The organism is Mucilaginibacter sp. (assembly GCF_025359345.1).
GTDB lineage: Bacteria > Bacteroidota > Bacteroidia > Sphingobacteriales > Sphingobacteriaceae > Mucilaginibacter.
In genome coordinates this window covers 470,729-488,424 of sequence record NZ_JANYGQ010000032.1, presented here as the reverse complement: position 1 = coordinate 488,424, position 17,696 = coordinate 470,729, and the positions used below count along the sequence as shown (strand labels likewise).

13 protein-coding genes are annotated in these 17,696 nt (G+C 43.1%); 1 reads left to right on the top strand and 12 read right to left on the bottom strand.

Features of this window, described 5'->3' with window-relative positions; translation table 11 throughout:
• Position 1: 1 nt before the first annotated feature.
• The 8 genes from Q0R52_RS22530 to Q0R52_RS22495 form a co-directional block, all read right to left on the bottom strand.
• The gene (locus Q0R52_RS22530) at positions 2–1,198 is read right to left on the bottom strand and encodes a DUF3179 domain-containing (seleno)protein (RefSeq protein WP_295798843.1); all 1,197 of its coding nucleotides are present in this window, start codon (positions 1,196–1,198) and stop codon (positions 2–4) included.
• Between the two features lie 158 nt (positions 1,199–1,356).
• On the bottom strand, positions 1,357–1,896 hold the full coding sequence (locus Q0R52_RS22525; RefSeq protein WP_295798841.1) for a peroxidase-related enzyme: 540 nt from the start codon (positions 1,894–1,896) through the stop codon (positions 1,357–1,359).
• 17 nt (positions 1,897–1,913) lie between these two features.
• Positions 1,914–2,462, bottom strand: a complete 549-nt coding sequence (locus Q0R52_RS22520; RefSeq protein ID WP_295798838.1) for a carboxymuconolactone decarboxylase family protein — start codon at positions 2,460–2,462, stop codon at positions 1,914–1,916.
• A gap of 151 nt (positions 2,463–2,613) precedes the next feature.
• Positions 2,614–3,864: an MFS transporter gene (locus Q0R52_RS22515; protein ID WP_295798836.1), complete on the bottom strand. Its 1,251-nt coding sequence runs from the start codon at positions 3,862–3,864 to the stop codon at positions 2,614–2,616.
• A 1-nt stretch (position 3,865) separates the two neighbouring features.
• A complete protein-coding gene (locus Q0R52_RS22510; RefSeq protein WP_295798831.1) occupies positions 3,866–6,634 on the bottom strand; it encodes a TonB-dependent receptor in 2,769 nt (922 codons plus the stop codon).
• A gap of 19 nt (positions 6,635–6,653) precedes the next feature.
• Entirely contained in the window at positions 6,654–7,217 is a 564-nt protein-coding gene (locus tag Q0R52_RS22505) for a peroxidase-related enzyme (protein ID WP_295798829.1), read from the bottom strand.
• A gap of 186 nt (positions 7,218–7,403) precedes the next feature.
• Entirely contained in the window at positions 7,404–7,952 is a 549-nt protein-coding gene (locus Q0R52_RS22500; RefSeq protein ID WP_295798827.1) for a hypothetical protein, read from the bottom strand.
• Between the two features lie 87 nt (positions 7,953–8,039).
• Positions 8,040–9,023 (bottom strand): glycosyl hydrolase family 18 protein, encoded by a 984-nt coding sequence (locus tag Q0R52_RS22495; RefSeq protein WP_295798824.1) that lies wholly within the window; start codon positions 9,021–9,023, stop codon positions 8,040–8,042.
• Positions 9,024–9,210: 187 nt separating this feature from the next.
• On the opposite strand from Q0R52_RS22495, the gene Q0R52_RS22490 reads away from it, so the two are divergent.
• Positions 9,211–9,993 (top strand): HAMP domain-containing sensor histidine kinase, encoded by a 783-nt coding sequence (locus tag Q0R52_RS22490; protein ID WP_295798821.1) that lies wholly within the window; start codon positions 9,211–9,213, stop codon positions 9,991–9,993.
• Between the two features lie 127 nt (positions 9,994–10,120).
• On the opposite strand, the gene Q0R52_RS22485 is transcribed toward Q0R52_RS22490, so the two are convergent.
• The 4 genes from Q0R52_RS22485 to Q0R52_RS22470 form a co-directional block, all read right to left on the bottom strand.
• A complete protein-coding gene (locus Q0R52_RS22485; protein WP_295798819.1) occupies positions 10,121–11,893 on the bottom strand; it encodes an FtsX-like permease family protein in 1,773 nt (590 codons plus the stop codon).
• 75 nt (positions 11,894–11,968) lie between these two features.
• The gene (locus Q0R52_RS22480) at positions 11,969–12,484 is read right to left on the bottom strand and encodes an ABC transporter permease (RefSeq protein ID WP_295798816.1); all 516 of its coding nucleotides are present in this window, start codon (positions 12,482–12,484) and stop codon (positions 11,969–11,971) included.
• Positions 12,485–12,512: 28 nt separating this feature from the next.
• A complete protein-coding gene (locus Q0R52_RS22475) occupies positions 12,513–14,942 on the bottom strand; it encodes an ABC transporter permease (RefSeq protein WP_295798815.1) in 2,430 nt (809 codons plus the stop codon).
• 223 nt (positions 14,943–15,165) lie between these two features.
• Positions 15,166–17,673, bottom strand: coding sequence for an ABC transporter permease (locus Q0R52_RS22470; RefSeq protein ID WP_295798812.1), 2,508 nt, complete (start codon positions 17,671–17,673; stop codon positions 15,166–15,168).
• Positions 17,674–17,696: the final 23 nt, after the last annotated feature.

Sequence of the window (17,696 nt, the reverse complement as noted above, 5' to 3'; positions counted from 1 at the left end):
CCTATTCAAACAGTGTTTTTGGGTGAAAATGTTTCCATGAGTGCATGTATTCCTGGTAGGCCTGTATTTTATCCAATTGTATACCTTTATTTAAGCCGTCGGTACACAAGCCGTTCCAGTTCCACGTTGATACGGTTTCTTTATCTGTAAGCCTGCCAACAGAGTCAAGGTTGAAATGTAATTCGCGCCCTTTTACCATACGATTGTAGGCATGAAATGTAAGACTGTCATTTTCAAGGCCAATCATGGTGGGAGTGTTGGCAAAATTATCGTTTATTACTTTTGTTTTAACCAATTTACGCCAGTTGTATGCCTTGGCCTGGTTGTTTATGATAACACCCAGCACCCAGCTTTTCCTTAATATAGTGTCTTTATTTTTTACAGTGCTGTCACGGTCGATGGCTTGTATCCTATCGTAGTTTTCCAGGTCGGCGTAATCCGTCTTAAAGTGATTGTCGGGCTGCAAGATCAGCGAGCCAGGATATTTCTCCAGCCACGATGCCAGGGTTGACTGTTCGTAGTTCAATTCTTTTAAGTGAGTCCCTTTCAATGCTCCAACCGCCGCAATACCCGTTGCCTGGTACCACCAGGTTTTTGTAGACTCATCCTCAATTATTGCGTTATAGTGCCTCGCTCCCACTAACCTGAACTGCTGCCGTTTGCCGTTTACAACAGGGCTGTATACCCGACCAGTGCGGCACATGGTACAATAGGTAACCAACACTGGCTCGCCACCTACATCGTCCTGTACTTTATGGTGGTACCCCAGGTAAACAAGCGGGTATGCCTTTGCCACGCCATTGTTTACCACTCCCAATATCACCATATTGCCTGGTACATGATTGCCGGCAGCATCGGCAAACTTTACGGTTTTTGGTTCTTCGAACATGGTTTCAGCTTTGTACATCACGTCACTCACATAGTAGCTTCCCAAAAACAGCGCCAAGCAGGCAACTTTTATAACCTTGTTTTTGGTGGAGTTGGCTGCAAAGTATTTGATGATATAGTAAAGCACTATTAATGCCCCAGCAATCCGCAATGGCGTTACTATTTTTTCGAGATAATAAGAGGCGGTTATAGCATTAAGATCCTGGCTGCCCGGAAAAGGCATCAACAGGTAAGCATGTACCAGCCCGGGGATAAGCAGTAAACAAAAGCCTGTCCAAAATATCCAAGGCCCCATTGAAGTGTTTTTCATTTAAAAAATCAGGTTAATATTGGCGAACTGAATATAGAGATTTACAGGGTTTTATCAAATAATATTAAAAAAGAGTCAAGAGGCAAGAACCAAGAGTCAAGAAAACTGCCGCCAAATTATGTCTTGGTTTTTGATTCTTGGCTCTTGACTCTAAAAATCTAACTTTTTCCGTATCCAAAAAAAGCCATACGCTCACCCATTTCTTTGTAAGCCTCATTTGGCTGCGGCGCCCAGGTACCCAGGCCGTCTACATAGCGGTTAAACATACAAAAGGCGGCGGCAATAAGCACGGCATCGTGTATTTCGCTATCATTTGCACCGGCTTCACGGGCAGCGGCAACATCAGCATCCGACACATTTTTACCACCTTTTTGCACCTGGTGCGCAATGTGCAGCAAAGCCCGCAACTTATCCGAAACCGGGGCGCTTGGCAGGCCTGCCTTTATCTCATCAATAAAACCGAGCCCGGCGCCAAGGTGCGCGCAAGCCGCGGCTGCGTGTGAAGTATGGCAAAAGTGACAATTGTTCCAATATGAAACCGATGCTGCTATAATTTCGCGCTCGCCACTGGTAAGGTCCGACGGACCGCGTAAAAGTGTCTCAGCAAGGTCGAGCAACGGCCGGGCAGTTTCGGGTCTAAAGTTTAATAAGCCCACTATGCCCGGCAGTTCTTCATTTTTTAAAGTTATATGTGCCATGATTTTGTTTTATTGTTTTAGCGATAAACGCTTGATTGATACCCTTCTTCGGCCCTGCGTGGTGCCCGTTCAACATAAAATTGTTTATCCTGTGGCGCCCAGGTACCCAAGCCGTCAACATAGCGGTTAAACATACAAAATGAAGCAGCAATTAAAACGGTATCGTGTATTTCAATATCGGTTGCGCCTGCACCTTTCGCGGTTTCAATTTGGTCAGCGGTAACCTGCTTCCCTCCTTTTTGAACACTACCTGCTATGCTCAGCAAAGCCTTCATTTTTGGAGATATTTCTGCCGATTGAAAATCCTGCTTAATCTGTTCAATTTCATCGATATCGCATTTAAGGTAATGCCCGGCCAAAGCGCCATGTACATTTTGGCAAAAAAAACAATCGTTCAGGTACGATACGTATGCCCCAATTAATTCCCGTTCGCCGCGGGTTAGTGTGTTGTTATCATCCCGCAAAAGCACTTCTGCCAATGCATTCAAAGGTTCAGCCATTACCGGCCGGTAAGCCATCAACCCGCGTATGCCGGGCAAATCGTTATCAAGTTTAATATGTGCCATGTTATTTAATTTTTATATAAATTTTAGGACAAGAGTCAAGAAATCAAGAACCAAGAGTCAAGATAAAAAGGCCCATGCGATAACCTGTAAATAGCTAATATTCGCATTTTCTCTCTCTTGGCTCTTGACTCTTAACTTCTTGTATCTCTTTTCAAGGGTGATCGCCCGGTTGTATATTTTTTGCAAAAAGCACAATCAATAATCCCGGTAAAAATACCAGCGAGAATATGAATAATGCGTTACTATATCCGCCTAAATTAACTACCAGCACCCCAACAAACAACACCGCCAATGCAGTAAACAGCCGCCCGGCGTTAAAGCAAATACCTGTTGCCGATGCACGCACCCCTGTCGAAAACAATTGCGGAATATAAACCGACAAAACTCCCTGGCTTATCCCGAAAAACACCGCCAATGCAGCAATTTCCACGTAAATAGCCGGCGTAAAAGTTGCGTTGGTTTTAAACAACAAAAAAGCCATCGCAGTACATACAGCAAAACACGCTATAAGCGATTTTCGCAGTCCCATCAAATTCGCCACCCAGCCCGATATAAAACCACCGCTTAAGCCGCCCATTCCCAAAAACATCATACTCAGGCCGGCCTGCTTACTGCCATCGCCGGCAATCAGACTCTGTATCCAGGTCGGCATCCACGAAAATATGGCCCATAACCCTATCAGCATAGCGCCAAAAATTACCGAACCAATAAAAAGTGATTTGCGGTTTGTTGGTGAGAATAGCTGGTTGTCCAAAATTGGGTTGGTATGTTTATCTTCTTTATGGCGTTTCCACAAATCCGACTCGGAAATAAAAAGCAATGCCATGATTCCTAAAAGAATTGGAACCGCACCGATATAAAATGCCTGGCGCCATGATGATACCAAATACCGCGTAGCCCCAGCCGAGAATATACCAACCGGGAATGATATAGAAAGGATGCCTGTAAAAACAGCTTTGGTTTTTTTCGGCCAAACTTCGCTTATCAGGGTAAATGCAATAACTAAGTCGCCTCCTACGCCAAAGCCGCTCATAAAACGGCAAACCATAATACCGCCCCAGCCCGGCATAAAGCCGGTAAGGATGGTAAACAATCCATAACTGGAGGTTGCGAGCACAAGTGCTTTTTTGCGACCGATGTTGTCGCTTATAAAACCCCAGAAAAAGCCCCCCACCGACCAGCCAAAAATAAAAAGCGAATTAATGAGGCCGCTCAGGTAACCTACCTCTCCCGGCGTTTTGTTGCCTCCCATCTGTTTTACTACATCCGGCAGGTAAACAGACATTAATGTCGATGTCGCCCCGCCGAATGCACTGCTGAAAAAACAAATCACAAACAGCGCAAATAGCGTTGCCGATTTTACTTGCGCCCTCTCGGTGGCGTTAATGGTTAATGTTTCCATATTATTTTAACAAATTATCAAATGTTATCCCTACATAATAAATTCCGCCAATGGTTGGCGAGCCGTATGCCTGCGATATTTGGGTATTCAGCAAGTTGCTTGCGCCAATTTTTAATGTGGCATTTATTTTCGGCAGTTTTTTATTCACCTGCAGGTCAACCAGCGAATAAGCATCTACCCTGCCCGGCCTAACGCCATTAAATGTACCATACCAGTCGAACGCGCTTTGGTAATGCCAGTTTAAGTTAAAACCAAAACCATTGTAAGCATTGCTATTGGCAAACGTTACATTACCACTATATTTTGGCGTGTTATATTGGGCTATGTTGTTTGGGTTGGCGTTACGGATATTAAATGACGAGATAGTAAGATTTGTACCCACCGAATAGCCTCTCGGTATAAGATAGGTCGCGCCCAAGCCAACACCCGAAGCCGAAACTTTGTCAGGTGCATTGGTGTACAACTGGAAAGCATGGATTTTTCCGGCCGGTATATCGCCTGCGGCAACCGGGTTTATTTTACCATCGGCGCCTAAAACATTATCCTGTGGTTGTATAACCACAGTGTTTAAAATAAAGTTGGTATAAGTGCTGTAATAGTAATTTACATCGATTAATAGTTTTTCAGCAATTAATCCTTTGTAGCCCAACTCGAACGCCTTTTGCTGTTCGGGTTTCACATAAGCCACGTTCGATTTTACCATCAGGTCCTTATTATTGGCAACTGCCTGCGGGAATGGCGTACCGCTACCAACTGCCTGGCCAAATGCTGCACCAAATGCACTTACCGATGCTGCTGTAAACGAATTTTCATAAACGTTTAAGCCCTTACTGTTATTTGGCGCGCCACCCAATATGGTGATAGGCCCAACATTAAGGTGTATAAACTGGTCGACCGGCGTTGGGTTACGGAACCCTGTTTGGTACGATGCCCTGAAGTTGTGCGTATGGTCGACAGTGTAAACAGCTGCAAAACGGGGAGTAAAGCTGCCTTTAAAGTTTTCATTTTTATCATACCTTACAGAAGCAAGCAGGCTTAGCTTATCTTCAAACAGCTTCTTTCCCGCCTGTGCGAAGGCGCCGTATTCATTGATGGTTATCCGCTTGTCCTTATCGTCAAACAAACTGCCGTTGGTAAACATGCTATAATGGCGTGTGCTGCCACCTGCCTGCAAATCAAATATTTTAATGGCGCTGCTAAAATCATACTGGCCTTCGGTGTGGTAAAATTTACTGTTACTAAATACCCCCGCGCCACTTAAGCCATAGTTATGAATAGATGCGTCTTTAGCCTGGTTAAACTCTGGTGTGCCGGGTAAAAACCTGCCCTGATCGGCAAATGCCCGCGCGGCATTGTTATCGTGCCCGGTAACCCCGTTTACGGTGCCGTTAAAAGCATTTTGATAGCGGGTAAACCACATTTCGTCAGCCTGGGCAGGAGCTACTACATTACCGTTCATATCCTTCACCCAGTCGCGGTTAATAAATTGTGCAAGTGAGCGGGTGTTATATGAGTCGTGCGAGTTTTCAATAACCGCATAGCTACGGATAAAGAAATTGCTTCCCTTTAACTCAAGTTTATGGGTTTGCAGCACAAAGTTATTCAGGTCAAACCTGCTGCTGCCTGTATAACTGGCGGTACCACGGCCGTAATTGTACTGGTAAATGGCTTCGAGGTTATTGGTGATTTTGTATTCCAATGCTCCGTTCAGTTTCAAACTATAGACGTTGTAATTCATTAGGTCTTTTTCTTCGTAACCTGTTCTTGAAACAAGGCCGATATTTGGTAACGTTCTTGAAACTTCGTCACCATAAATATTCAACGCATCGCGGCCCGGGTTATTAGGCCCTCGTAAATTAGGCGGGGTTGAAGCACTTACATCGGTATAGTTATCGGCGTACCAATCGGTGCCGGTGAGGTACGACGCGTTTATTTTGAAGGCAAATTTGTCATTAAAAGCTTTGGCGTATCGCAAAGCAAAGTCGTACATCCCTTTAATACCCACATTACTTTCGCCCAGGTGGTTAATACCTGTTTTAGCCGATAACGACAGCCCCTGGTATTCAAAGGCATCTTTAGTGTGCATCAGCAGTGCGCCGTTAAAAGCAACCGGGCCATACAAAGCCGAGGCTGCACCGGGTATAATTTCAACATTATCAATATCCAAATCAGATGCGCCGAAAAGGTTACCCACGGCAAAGTTCAAGCCCGGTGTCTGATTATCAACCCCGTCAATCAGCTGCAAAAAACGGGAATTGCCGGTAGTATTAAAACCACGGGTATTAACCTGTTTATAGGTAATACTGCTGGTTACGGCTTCAACTCCCTTTAGGCTTTGCAAGCCATCGTAAAAAGTGAAGGATGGGTTTTCACGAATAGCCTTCTGTGTCATTTTTTCGATACTTACCGGCGAGTTTAAAATGCTTTGGTTTACGCGGGTCGCTGCCGTAACCACTTCATTAAGTACCACGGCTGTTTGCAGTAATTTACCGTTGTTGTTATCGCCAGCGCTTTTAACGGTAATTTCGAAATTGGCGTAACCTACGGTTGATACCTGCAGGATTACCGGGAATTTCAAATGTTCGGCGTTAATGCTATAAAACCCCTTACTGTCGGTAATGGTTCCTGCTATCTTGCCTTTTACAGTGATACTTGCTCCGTTTATTGGCTGGTTGGTGGCGCCATCCGTTATGGTGCCGCTTATGCGATTTTGCTGCGCGTATAGTTTAACGCCGCTCAATAGTAATATAATAAGGATAAATTTTTTCATTTTGAGATTGGGTGATTGGTTAAGTTTTCTTTAAATGGTCGTACCCTTGCGGCAGGCGCATGTAGCCATTGTTAATCAGCCGGCCGGCCAGCACATCAAAGTAGCCGGCATCGTCGGGCAGTGCGGTATCCAGGCCATCAACATATTTATTGTAAAGACAAAAAAGTGCGGCTATTAAAACCGTATCGTGTATTTCAAGGTCGGTTGCGCCTTCGGCTTTTGCATTTTCGATATGGGCGGTGGTCACTAACTTGCCGCCTTCGCGCACTTTATCAGCAATTACAAGCAGGGCTTTCATCTTTTCGCTAACCGGTGCTGAACTGATATCGGTTTTGACCATTTCGCAAGTTTCTTTATCGCCTAAATATAAATCGGCTGCAGCGGTATGGGCCGCAGTACAGAATTTGCATTTGTTGCCGTTTGACACTACGGTGGCTATCAATTCGCGCTCACCTTCGGTGAGCGTGGAGGGTCCGCGCAATAAAATCTGGGTAAGCTCTCGGATGGGCTGAGCGGTGTCTTTACGGTATTCTAACAAGCCGGTAATACCCGGCAGATGTGCTTCAACTGGTATGTGTGCCATAATCTTTAAAAAATAGAAATTGAGAAATAGCTGGAACGACGGATTATATTATTTTGCCGACCGATAAATTAAAGCGACGTTTAGGTTTGCCGCTGTTTATCAACACGGCATTAACCCAAAACAAAAAACAAGCAATAAAATACAAGCAGTAGCTAATACGCCTTCCCGGAAAAATAAATGCAGGAATTAACAGGCAGATTTTGGCGGTTGCTCCGGGATGTCCGGGCAATTTGATTGAACCCTTTGAACGGGTTGAATAGCGAAAGTTTTTAAGCTTTTAGCGGGGACACTAAAAGCAAACTGTATAAAGTTAAACTGAAATTTTTCAATAGCGGTTATTTTACCAAACGGCACATGATTCTTTTTAGGTACCGGAACATCCTTTATGTGCTTCGCACAGATAACGTTATGGCCAACCAGCCGGGTGGTTTCATAGTTTGGCACACACATTATATAAATAGCGGTGCGCGTTACCCTCATTTTTACATAATTGTAACTGGCGTCTTCAAATTGTATGCGCCCGCTCACATTCTCGTATGTTGGCCATTCCGTAACCGTTGGCATGTCCACCGGTATTTTAATCTCGGTAAGGTCGTGAATGTTATATTTGTTTTTGCTGGTTTGCTCGTTAAAAAACTTATCGGATTTGTACGAAAAATATTGATATAGCGCCAGATACCCGCCTATATTAAAGAGGTGTAATGATAACAAGGTTATGGCAATTAGCCGTTTCAATATATTTATCGGTTAAATTGGGTTATTAAAGATGTGTTTAATACGCCGGATTTCAAAATTATTTCAAAAATACTGTTGAAACCACAATTATTTACCCACGCTGACGGTATTGTTGATCACGTTTAAAAGCGACTTGTCTCCTTCTGCATCCCCCAGTAGTTGCCATATCATTATACCCCCTGCATTTTGCAGCGCAAGCGTAGTTTTATTTTTTATAGTGTTGACGCCATTATAGTAAATAACCCCGCCACCAGGTACGATAAATTGGTCGGCATTTTCGGCACCCGGATATTGGATTACCAGGTTTTTAAAGTTGATATCGGTAGGTGCACCGGTACCAAAGCCATAGCCATAAAAAGGCAAGCCGAGGCTCAGCTTATCTTTTGCAATATGGCGGGTATTTGTCCAGTAATCCAAATCGGCCACCGCCATATCATAAGGCGCATGCGGACCTGCATCCTGTGGTCGCCACGGGCCCGTTTTGTCGTACGACATGATGTTTATGAAATCATAAACAGCCAATGATTTGTCAGTATAACGCGATTTGTAGGCCGTGGCTACAGCCGAAGTAAGTAGTTTGCCCTTCGGTCGTAAGGCATCCGATAATCCGGTTACAAAAGCTTCGTAGTTATTGTCGATCCGTTCGCCCTCCAAATCAACATCTATCCCATCCAAGTTATATTTAACAGCAATATTTACCAGGTTGGTTATTAAGACATTACGCAGCGTATCTGATAGTAACTTTGAATAATAAGCCGGAGCCGAACCTCCGCCTATGGATATCAACACCTTTGTGTGTTTTGCATGGGCCGCTTCCACAATTGTGGTCATCGCAGGCGATACGTTGAAATTACCAGTAGAATCCGGATTGACAAACGCTATATTAAGGTAATTTATTCGCGCAAAATCAAAATTAACATTGCCGCCATTGCGCATCCCAAAGGCAGGCAGGTAACCTATCACTCTGAAATTCTTACCGGCTTGCATATTTTGGGCGTTGGTATTTTTACAGCCGGTTATCAGCAAACAAAGCAGAACGGCTATGTAAATATTACTTAGGATTTTCATCATCAGCGAAACGGTTTACGGCGTTAATATACATCGTAATATTGGATGATAAAAAGCCATTGATTATTATAGTGCCCCTGAGCAATAAAAAAATACAACCCTTTCACAATATTTTCCGTTTAACCGGGTAATTTACACTGATATAAAACATTCAAACCGAACATATACCTTAACCATATTCTATATTTTGATGATAAGCCGAACACTTAAGAACACTAAAGGAAACCTGACGGTGCTTACGCAGCATAACAGGAAATTGCAACAATCGCTTGAGGAATTGGAGCGTGTAAATAAAAACTACCTGCGCATTATGAGAGTAATGGCGCACGACCTGCGTAACCCGCTTTCGGGTATAACCGGGCTAGCCAGTGTGCTGATGGATGAAGAAGAATTCTCGGACGACAGCAAGTACATGCTGAAACTGATTGAAACTACAGGCCTCCACTCCATGGAAATGATAAACGAGTTGCTAAAATCGGGGCTTGAGGATGATAACGAAATATTAATAAAACAGCAATTTGATTTGCGCTCTTTGCTTTACGACTCAGTAGAACTATTACAGTTTAGGGCAAAGGAGAAGAACCAGCAAATTGTTTTTGAAAATGATAACAAGCCTGTTTTGGCTGAAATTAACCACGAGAAAATATGGCGGGTTGTCAATAACCTGATTGTTAATGCCATTAAATTCAGCTACTCAAACAGTACGATTAAGGTGGGCATAAAAGAAAATAATCACCTGGTACTTATCTGGGTTGCCGATAATGGAATGGGTATTGCACCAGAGCAAAAGGAAGTCGTTTTTGAAATGTTTACACCCGCGAAAAGAAACGGCACACACGGCGAACAACCATTTGGATTGGGCCTTTCCATATCCAAAAAAATTATTGAGCTGCACAACGGCAAAATATGGTTCGAGAATAATGTAGACAAAGGAACTATATTTTATATAGAATTGCCGGGCTTAGGCACTTAGTCTAACTACGGTTACATATAAAGAGCCAATTGAGATTTATTTCAATTGGCTCTTTTGTTTTATTGTGATAAAAAGGTCTACCCCAAACTACCCATGAATAATGACAGCGCCTCGAATTGCCCCATAATTATTCCGAACGCAAACTCATCACCGGGTTGGCGACAGCGGCTTTAACTGCCTGGAAGCTTACCGTTGCCAATGCTATAACCAGTGATATAACACCTGCCATAGCAAAAACCCACCATTGAATACTTATCCGGTATTGATAGGTTTGCAGCCAGTTGTTTATTGCCCACCAGGCTACCGGGAAAGCTATTAAACATGAGATGCAAACCAACTTTAAGAAATCTTTTGACAACAAACCGGTAAGGCCGGCTACGGTGGCACCAAGCACTTTGCGTATGCCTATTTCCTTTATCCTTCTTTCGGCGGTGTAGGCAGCTAAGCCAAATAATCCAAGGCACGAAATGAATACAGCCAAGGCAGCAAATACACCAGCGAGGCTCCCCGTAAGCGTTTCCGTTTTAAATAGTTCGTCAAAGTCATTATCAACAAATTGATAATCGAACGGATAGCCGGGGCTGTCTGCTTTTACAATATTTCCGGCCTTTACAATTGCATCCTGTTTGTTTGCACCGTTTTTTAAGCGGATAGTCAACACCCTGGTATCTGCAGGGTGATTGTATATCAGCAATGGGTCCGCTTTGCCGTACATATCGTTATAAAGATAGTCCTTCATGATGCCTGCAATCTGGAATGCCCTTTTGCCGCCATCCCTAATCATGCCGCCTACCCGACCTTCTTTACCCATTTGTTTGGCGAAGGCCTCATTGATGATCACATAGTTGCTATCCAATGCTGACTGTGGGTAAAAATCGCGCCCGGCAGCCATCTTTATTCCCATTGTCGAGATAAATTGCGAACTAACATTTTGCCAGGATATCAAGGGATTTTTTGAAGCATCCTTACCATCCCAGCTATAATTATCGGTGTTACTGCCAACTTCAATAGCACGGTCATTACTTAAGGCTGCATTTGTTGCAATGCCTGACTTCATCAAATCATTATATATTGCGGTAAACTGGTCGCCCTGTTTGCCCTGCAGATTTACATAAACCAGGTTGTCTTTATTGTACCCAAGCTCGCGACTTTTTACATGCTGAATTTGCTGGTAGATAATTACCGTACCGATAATTAAAATAATAGAAACGGTAAACTGAATTACCACCAAACTCTGCCTGATAAAACCTGAACCGGAACTTGATTTTATCTTTATATTTTTAAGAACAGCGATAGGATTAAAGGACGATAGATAGAATGCCGGATAACTACCTGCCAATAAACCAGTTACAATGCTTATACTTACTAAATAAATGAGGTGCGAGGGCTCAAGGATGTTTACGAGCATTTCCTTTTGAACCAGGTTGTTAAATGATGGCAATACAATGTACACTAAACCAATGGCGACTAATACAGCCACAAACGACAATACCAGCGCTTCGCTGATAAATTGACGTATCAACTTGCCTTTGCCGGCGCCCATCACTTTACGCACACCAACTTCTTTAGCCCGTTGCTCCGAACGTGCGGTAGCCAGGTTCATGAAATTGATACATGCAATTAGTAAGATTATCCAGGCAATAAAAAAGAAGAGTTTTACATACTGTATACGGCCACCGGTCATTTTACCGTCTGCGAAATTATCATGCAGGTTCCAGTCATTCATCCCGAACAGAAAGCACACAGTTGTATTTTTACTTTGTGTTTTACCAGCTATAAAGTTGCTTAACTTTCTGTTAACCAACGCTAAATTAGCGTTCGATTCAAGCTCAACATAGGTGCGGGCCCAGTTGGCGCCCCACATATCCATCCAGGGCTGTTTATGGTCGATGTTGGCCATCGGCGCAAGCCAGTGAAACTGTAAGGTTGAATTTTTTGGAAGGTCTTTAAATACGCCTGTAACAGTATATTCCTGTTAGTTGTTCACCTTCAGTGATTTCCCAATTGGATCAGCATCCCCAAAGAATTTCTTCGACATGGTTTCATTAATAACTACCGAATGTATTTGCTGAAATGCATTTGACGCGCTGCCGTATACAAACGGCAATTGAAGCATTGAAAACAGTTCGACGTCGGCATAGGTGCCTTTTTCGTTAATGATTTTATCGCCCAGCGCAAACAACTGGTCACCAAAACCGCTTATTCTCGCTGCAATTTTTATACCGGGTATTTCAGCTTTTAAAACCTTCGCCATAGGCCCTGGTGTTGCATGAAAAGTACTCACCTTACCATTATACGTTTGGTTTTCGTAGATAGTGTACAACTGATCCTTCTTTTGATAACTGTGATTAAAGGTCAGTTCATCCTGCACCCATAAAAATATCAGCGAAGCACAAGCTATACCGATAGCCAGCCCGGTGATATTTAAAAAACTGTAGCCCCTGTTTTTTAACAAGCTGCGCATGGTGGTTTTAAAATAGTTCTTTATCATAATGGTGGTTCATTGGTTCAACTATGAACTACTCGGCCCTCATGCTCTTTACCGGGTTTGCAAGCGCTGCTTTTATTGCTTTGTAGCCTACTGTTACCCAGGCCAGTATTACTGATGATACTACGGCCAGTAAAAACACGTCAAATGTGATATTTATGCGGTAAACAAAGCTTTGCAGCCAGCCCGACATCAGGTACCACGATACCGGCATGGCTATTACAAACGAAATTGCAATCAGTATCATAAACTCCTTCGAAAACAGCATTACTATACTGCTTACCGATGCACCCAAAACCTTGCGAACGCCTACTTCTTTGGTGCGCTGCACTACCATAAAAGACACCAGGCCATACAAGCCAAGGCACGAAATAAATACAGCTATGCCCGCAAATATTTTATAAACCAGCGCCAACTGGTTTTCCTGGTTGTAAAACTGAGCGATATTGTCGTCCAGGAAATACCCGGTATAAGCATATTCGGGGTACGTTTTTTCCCATTGATGTTGTATGGTTGATATTGTTTTGGTGAGGCTTTTAGTTTGCAGCTTTACGGCTATCTCGCCTTCCTGGCTCTTGCGCGACGTTATTACTATTGGTTTAACAGACTCGCGTAAAGAGTTAGTTTTAAAATCTTTAACAACGCCCACAATAGGTAGCCACGGGCTGTTATTACCACCAAGCTTTACTGTTTTACCTATAGCGTCTTCGGGTTTTAGCACGTTCAGTTTTTTCAAAAACGTCTCGTTAACTACTGCCTGCCTTGCCGTATCGCTACGGTCGTAGCCTTTGCCCGCTACAAATTGCAGTTGAAAGGTTTTAAAGTAATCGTCGTCGCCATATTTTAAAAATGTGGTAATACCGTTTTCCTTATTCTCCTGATTGTAATAAAAATTGGTGCCCCAGTTGTTATCAGACGATGGCACATCAGATACAAAACTTACCGATTTTATCTCTGGACTTTGAAGCAACTGTTCCTTAAACGATTGCATTTTGCGTAAACTCAGGCTATCTGTTGAGCCGGGTATAACTAATATTGCTTCCTTGTTAAAGCCTAAATCAGCTTCATTGACGTAGCGCATTTGCTTAACTGCTATAATGGTACCGATGATGAGCAGCTGAGAAATACCAAACTGCAATACCACAAGTCCCCTGCGCAGCGGGATGCCACCTATAGAGGCCGCAGTGATTTTATTTTTAAGCGCCGATACAGGTTTAAAGCCTGATACTACCAACGCGGGGTAAACACCAGACAAAAGGATTATAATAACGGTTGCTGCAATCAAAAATAATACACTGCCCACGCTAAGCAATGCAATGTCGTCAGGTACGCTGGCTATATTTTTTAAATACGGCAAAGCTATCTTAGCCACAATAAGCCCAAGGACTAAGGATACGGCAACAATGATAGTTGTTTCGCCCATCACCTGCCCTATTAGCTGACCGCGTGAACTGCCCAGCACTTTACGGATACCCACCTCTTTCGACCGGCCTACAGACTGCGCTGTTGAAAGATTTATGAAATTGATGGATGCCATAATGATTACCAAAATGGCGATGAATGACAGAACGCGTAAAGTAGACTTGCTGGTTAAATGGTCGCCCAATGTATTGCCAACACGCTTATCGAAATGCAGTTCGCCCAATGGCTGTAAAAAATTCGTCATGCCAACTTTGCCTTTTTCGCCTGCATGCCTGTGTGCAAAAGTTTTAAGTTGATTATTAATTCGCTCAACAGATTCGTTTGCCGGGAGTTGCACAAAAACCTGGTGATTGCTGCTTAGCGCGTGCCAGTTGTCGTTGTAACCATATTCATTGGGGTGTTGTTTGCAGGTAATGAACGATACCAATACACGAAACGGAACATCTGAGTTAGCCGGCGCATCTTCAATAATACCTACCACTTTTAAATTTAGCAGGTTATCCATTTTTAGGGTTTTACCCATGGCATTTTTCCAATCGCCAAAGTATTTTTCAGCCCTGCTTTTGTCTATCACCACTGTATTTGCATCCTTCAATGCCGATTTGCTGCCGGCCAGCCAGTCTACACTGAAAATATCGAAGTACCGCGGTTCAACAAATACCACACCGACAGATTCGGCAAACTTTTTATCGCCCACGCCGGTCGCCGAGTTGCCTTCAGGTACGGTTATCTGGCTGCCGTAGCTTGAATTAAGGGCCGCAACTTTTATCTGCGGAAAATCAAGCCTTAACGCCTCAGTTGCTGGTGCTGGCACTCCCGGGTTATAGGCCATATCACCTTCGCGCTTTTGCTCCGTAACAATGTGGTAAGTATTTTTAAAATTGGGCTGAAAAGTATCGAAGCTCAATTCGTATTGTACAACCACGTATATGAGCAGGCAGGCTGCGATGCCAACCGTTAAACCCGAGACATTTATAGCTGTATATCCTTTGTGGTGAACAATGTTGCGCCACGCTATTTTGAAGTAATTTTTAATCATGATAATTTGTTATGATGATATAGGGTTAAAATACATACCAAATATTTAAGTTATTACAAATCAATAACATAAGCATTACACAGGTGTACGAACATGTTCGTAAGTGTAACAGTAAGTGTTCGGTTTTGATACAGGTGGGAGGTTAGAGATCAGAGGTTAGTTAAAAAGCAAAGACCGGACTAGCGTTTGCTAATTCCGGTCTCTAGTCTCTAACCGACAAATTCTACTCCGACCGCAGGCTATTAACGGGGCTACTCATAGCTGCCTTAACGGTATGGTAACTCACCGCAATAATAGCTGTTATCATGGCGATGATACCAGCTGTAATAAACAGCCGCCAATCGGGCGTTATGCGATAAGCAAAATTATCGAGCCATTGGTGAACCAGGTACCAGGCTATAGGAGCTGCTACGACAAATGAGCCAGTAGCTATAATCAAAGTCCCCCGGTTAAGCAGCAGGAAAAGATTGCTTACCGATGCACCTAATACTTTGCGTATGCCAATTTCTTTGGTGCGGTTAATGGTATTGAGGCCCGATAGTCCAAATAAGCCCAGGCAGGCAATTATAATCGCCAGTATACACGATGTGGTTATGGTTGTCATCCAACGCTGATAAGCATCATAGCTTTTGGCAACTTCTTCATCTAAAAAAGTATAGCTAAAAGGCAGGTTACCAGTTAGATTATTCCAGGTTGATTTAATGTTATCCATCACTTTTGGTATCGATTGACCCGGTTTAACTTTTATGTAGTAGCTGTAAAGGCTGCCATAGTTAACCGTGTGGTACGCCGGTCCTATTTTTTTGGTAAAGTCGTCGGTATGATAATCTTTACAAACGCCTATTATAATGCCGCCCATTGTACGGTTAATTACGCCCAACTCTGGTTTGCCCAACATTTTGTAAAGGGTTTCGTTAACAATTACTGTATGCCGTGCAAGGCTACCCTTATGCGATTTCTCCAAGTCGGGAATAATTGTCTTCGAACTGTCCGAAGCAATATTTCTTGAAAAGTCGCGGCCTGCTATTATTTTAATCTTATTGAATGAGAAATAGTTATAATCCACATTTAAAAACTGCACCATGTTTCTTTCACCATTGATAATGAAATTGTTCAGGTTGTGCATTCCGAAGGAAAAAGACGTACCCGTCATTCCCAGCAACGCCGGGTTTATTTCTGCGTAATGAGAGAGTTTGTCTTTAAACGCAGCCGCTTTTGCCGATTCCTGCCATCCGTACGGGTTTTCGGCACGTAACACAAGGTCTTTATCAAAGCCCAAATCGGCCGAGTTTACAAAATGCATCTGCTTATTGATGGCCAGCGCCGAAATAACCAATATAACGCAAATGGTAAACTGCACAACCACCAGGCTTTTTGAAAGGATCGGGTTAATTTTATAGGCTGAAAAGCTCTTCATAATATTCAGCGGTTTTAAACCCGACATGGCCATGGCCGGATAAATACCCGCAAGCAAGCCCAATAGCATAGCCAATGCAAAAAGCATTAGCGTAATGGTGCCAAATGAAAATGAGGCTAATGAGAGCACCGCGCCCGTAAGGCTATTGAAAAACGGCATACAAATTACTGCCAGCAGCAGGCCGGCAATAACGGCTATAAAGGCCAGTAACTGGGTTTCGATATAGTATTTAAATACTATTTGCTTCCTGTTCGCTCCTATTGTTTTACGAATACCCACATCCTGAGACCGCGAAACTGCACTGGTTAACGTTAGCAAAATATAGTTTAAGCATGCTATCAGTAATATAACTACAGTTAGGCACACCAGTTGGTAAATATTTTTCAGGTCGGTAAAATGCGGCCAGCCTTCACTTTGATTATAGTGCGCGTCGGCAAACGGTCGTAAAATAAAGTTCGGGTCGGCTACTTTATAGCCGGGTATCATTGTTTTTAGCTTTTCGTTATATGGCTCGTAAAGGCTTTTGGCATACTGGTTAAGCTTGGAAGTAAATTTAGCGCTGTTAACCCCCGGCTTTAGCTTCAAAACAAGTAATTTATTTGATGAGTTTAAACCGCTGGCGACGTTGCCTGCATAGTTAGGGTCTGATTCCATTGGAAGTATCAAATCGTACTGAAAACTTGAGTTTGCAGGGAAGTTTTTAAACACGCCGCTGATTGTAAACGGCGGCATTTTATCCTCATCAGTAAAAAGCAATGTTTTACCCACCGGGTTTGCGGCGCCAAAATATTTTTCGGCAAGCCGTTGGCTTATCACCACCGTATTGCGGGTTGCAAGTACCGAAGATGAGTTACCATTTACCAGCGGATAATTAAACACCTTAAAAAAGTCGGCATCGGCGTAAGTAACATTGTCCTTTTCCTTAAAAGTTACATTACCGACTTTTACGTTTGCATCCCCCATACCCCCAAGGCGAATTGCAGCATCTATTTCCGGTAAATTTCTTTTAAAGTCTACAGCAAGTTTCGTTGGTGTAGCTATCATGTTTTTTTGTTCTTCGTCTTTCATCAAAAACGAAAACATACTTTTTACCGGCTTTTTGTCAAATACAGGGTCGGGTGCCTCCGATTTCTCAACCCTGAAAAGCTGCGACTGGTCATGGTGAAACCTGTCGAACGATTGTTCACTTTTAACGTACAGGTAAACCAAAATACAGAATGCACTTGCAACGCTAAGGCCAACAATATTTATGGCTGTGTACAATTTGTTCCTGAATATATTCCGGAACGCAAGCTTTAGGTTAATTTTAAGCATATTTATTAGTTAATAGTTTATAG

Excerpts from the sequence above, each read along its gene's own strand:
- Q0R52_RS22515 (WP_295798836.1), bottom strand. The coding sequence starts at position 3,864 with ATGGAAACATTAACCATTAACGCCACCGAGAGGGCGCAAGTAAAATCG.
- Q0R52_RS22480 (WP_295798816.1), bottom strand. The coding sequence starts at position 12,484 with ATGATAAAGAACTATTTTAAAACCACCATGCGCAGCTTGTTAAAAAAC.
- Q0R52_RS22525 (WP_295798841.1), bottom strand. The coding sequence starts at position 1,896 with ATGGCACATATAACTTTAAAAAATGAAGAACTGCCGGGCATAGTGGGC.
- Q0R52_RS22495 (WP_295798824.1), bottom strand. The coding sequence starts at position 9,023 with ATGATGAAAATCCTAAGTAATATTTACATAGCCGTTCTGCTTTGTTTG.
- Q0R52_RS22520 (WP_295798838.1), bottom strand. The coding sequence starts at position 2,462 with ATGGCACATATTAAACTTGATAACGATTTGCCCGGCATACGCGGGTTG.
- Q0R52_RS22490 (WP_295798821.1), top strand. The coding sequence starts at position 9,211 with ATGATAAGCCGAACACTTAAGAACACTAAAGGAAACCTGACGGTGCTT.
- Q0R52_RS22510 (WP_295798831.1), bottom strand. The coding sequence starts at position 6,634 with ATGAAAAAATTTATCCTTATTATATTACTATTGAGCGGCGTTAAACTA.
- Q0R52_RS22505 (WP_295798829.1), bottom strand. The coding sequence starts at position 7,217 with ATGGCACACATACCAGTTGAAGCACATCTGCCGGGTATTACCGGCTTG.
- Q0R52_RS22485 (WP_295798819.1), bottom strand. The coding sequence starts at position 11,893 with ATGGCCAACATCGACCATAAACAGCCCTGGATGGATATGTGGGGCGCC.
- Q0R52_RS22475 (WP_295798815.1), bottom strand. The coding sequence starts at position 14,942 with ATGATTAAAAATTACTTCAAAATAGCGTGGCGCAACATTGTTCACCAC.
- Q0R52_RS22470 (WP_295798812.1), bottom strand. The coding sequence starts at position 17,673 with ATGCTTAAAATTAACCTAAAGCTTGCGTTCCGGAATATATTCAGGAAC.
- Q0R52_RS22530 (WP_295798843.1), bottom strand. The coding sequence starts at position 1,198 with ATGAAAAACACTTCAATGGGGCCTTGGATATTTTGGACAGGCTTTTGT.